Source organism: Mycolicibacterium rhodesiae (assembly GCF_002086695.1).
GTDB classification, from domain to species: Bacteria; Actinomycetota; Actinomycetes; order Mycobacteriales; family Mycobacteriaceae; genus Mycobacterium; species Mycobacterium rhodesiae.
Window position 1 is genome coordinate 1 of sequence record NZ_MVIH01000039.1, and the last position, 2559, is coordinate 2559.

Here is a 2559-nt window from a genome sequence, read left to right on the forward strand (position 1 = left end):
TTTTTGATGCTCCTATTGGTGTCAAGCGGCTTTGAGCCAGGTTCTGTAGGTGTCTGCGAACTGGTCGTCTCGTTGTAGGCCGCGTTCGATGCGGGAGATGACGGTGGGCCAAACGCCAAAGTGGTTGGCCGCGGCGGTGACGGTGATGTTCTTGGCTTGTCGGGCCGCTCGGAGGTCGCCGTATTCGGGGACTGCGATCTGGCGGGTGAGGAGCTTGAAGACTTCACGAGCGATGGCGCGTTTGAGTTTCCGCAGGATCTCCATTTTGCCGTGACCGTTGAGTAGTTGACGCTGCACGTAGTCCTTGGTCGGTTGGTGACTCGACATACGCACCAAGGCGATGCGGTGCAGCGCATGGTTTGCGGCGCGGTCACCTCCGCGTGAGAGTCGGTGCCGAGTGGTTTTGCCTGATGAGGCAGGAACCGGTGCTGCTCCGCAGAGCGCGGCGAACGCAGCTTCACTTTCCAGCCGGTGCGGGTTGGCCCCTGCGGTGATCAGCAGCTGGGCCGCGGTGTCTGGACCGATACCGTAGGCCGCTCGCAATCCCGGATTGGCCTCGGTCACGAGCGCGTCGATCTGGGCCTGCAGGATCTCGGCTTGGGACTCAAGGAACTGCACCCGTTGGGCCAGCAGCTTGGCGGCGACAAGCACCGACTGGGCCCACGGATCAGCCATGGCATCGGGGCGACAACGAGCGATGGCTTCGATCAACTTGAACGTCGTTAAGCCACGGTACTTTTCACGCACAGCATCAGGCGCCGAGACCAGCATCGCCTTGAGCTGATTGATCGCCGCGGTGCGATGCTTGACCGCCGAGCGGCGAGCAATGTGCAGAGCCCGCAATCCACTGGTCGCATCGTCCTTCGGGATGGCCAGCCCGTCGCCAGCCAACGTCGTGCGAGCCGCACTGTAGGCATCGAGCGGATCAGATTTGCCTTTAAGCCGGCGAGTGGACTTAACCGCCCGGGTCACCTCGACGACGTCAATACCCGCCGCCATCAGCGCCCGGGTCAGCCCGGCACCGTAGCTGGCGGTGCCCTCGACCCCGATCCGCTCAACCCGGCCCAACGAGGACAGGAATCTGATTGCCGCGCTGTAACCCGCACGCGTGGCCGGGAACTCGCGGTCACCGACCGCGGTGCCGGTCGACGTAATCGCGGCGACATGGACCGTGTCGAGGTGAGTGTCAGCCCCGGCAATGAGGAGCGCGGATTCTGCCAAGATGGTGATGTCCCTTCTGACCAGTATTGGGTGGGGCACACACCGGCAGGGCGGGCAGACAAGACATTGATGAGGAACGGCCAGGCTCCTGATTAAGTCATGTCCGTCCTGACCGGCGTGCTCAAGGCACGCACCACGCAGGATGGACAAATCAAATGGAAGACAACCCAGCAGAGCGTCAGTCAGACCCAGAGTCACAACCTGCGCGGTAACGCTCTTCCATCATCAATGTCGGACCCTGCTGTCATGATGTTGTTATGTCCTCGACCGCCGTGCTCAGTCCGAAGGAGCGCCTCGAGGTGGTGTTCGAGGAGTTGGCCGAGTTGGCCGGTCAACGTAATGCGATCGACGGCCGCATCGTGGAACTCGTCGCCGAACTGGATCACGGAAACCTGTGCGGCATGACCGGAGCGCGTTCGGTCGCCGCGGTGGTGGCCTGGAAGCTGGGCACCTCGTCGACCAATGCCCACACCATTTCCGCTGTCGCGCATCGACTTTCTGAATTTCCGCGATGTGCGGCGGCGTTGCGTGAGGGACGGCTGTCGGTGGATCAGGTCGGCGTCATCGCCGAACGCGCCGCCAACGGCTCCGATGAGCACTACGCGCAGTTGGCGTCCGTCGCGACGGTCAGCCAGCTACGCACAGCAATCAAACTCCAACCCCGGCCGCCCAAACCCGGCCCCCAACCCGACCCGCCACGCTCGGTACGCAAGACCGTCGGCGAGGAGTCCACCACCTGGCGCATCACCGTGCCCAACGTCGAAGCAGCCACCGTCGACGCCGCCCTGCAATCCCACCATGATGCGCTGATCGCCGACTGGAAACGCGACCACGACACCGACTCTGCCGACAACGCGCCACCACTACCCAACACCACCGACGCGTTCATGAGCCTTATCGAGGCCGGCTGGGACACCGACGTCGCCCGACGCCCACACGGACAACGCACCACCGTCGTCGTCCACCTCGACGTCGACAAACGCACCGGCGAACTACACCTGGGCCCCCTTCTCACACAAGCCGACCGCCAGTACCTGACCTGCGATGCCACCTGCGAAGCATGGTTCGAACGCGACGGCCACCCCATCGGCGCCGGACGCACCACCCGAACCATCAACCGGCGGCTCCGCCGAGCCCTCGAACACCGCGACACCACCTGCGCAATCCCCGGCTGTGGCGCCACCCGCGGACTGCACGCCCACCACATCCAACACTGGGAAAACGGCGGCCCCACCGAACTACACAACCTCGTCCTGCTATGCCCCTACCACCACCGAGCACACCACCACGGCGACATCACCATCACCGGACCCGCCCACCAACTCACCGTCCTCGACA

At 64.0% G+C, this 2559-nt stretch carries 2 protein-coding genes; one reads left to right on the forward strand and one right to left on the reverse strand.

All coding sequences use genetic code 11. From position 1 onward, the window contains the following. Positions 1-21: 21 nt before the first annotated feature. Positions 22-1221: an IS110 family RNA-guided transposase gene (locus tag BST42_RS28825; RefSeq protein ID WP_083123118.1), complete on the reverse strand. Its 1200-nt coding sequence runs from the start codon at positions 1219-1221 to the stop codon at positions 22-24. A gap of 257 nt (positions 1222-1478) precedes the next feature. Here BST42_RS28825 and BST42_RS28830 point away from each other — a divergent pair. Further along, on the forward strand, positions 1479-2559 hold a 1081-nt coding region (locus BST42_RS28830; protein WP_083123117.1), incomplete at its 3' end, for an HNH endonuclease signature motif containing protein.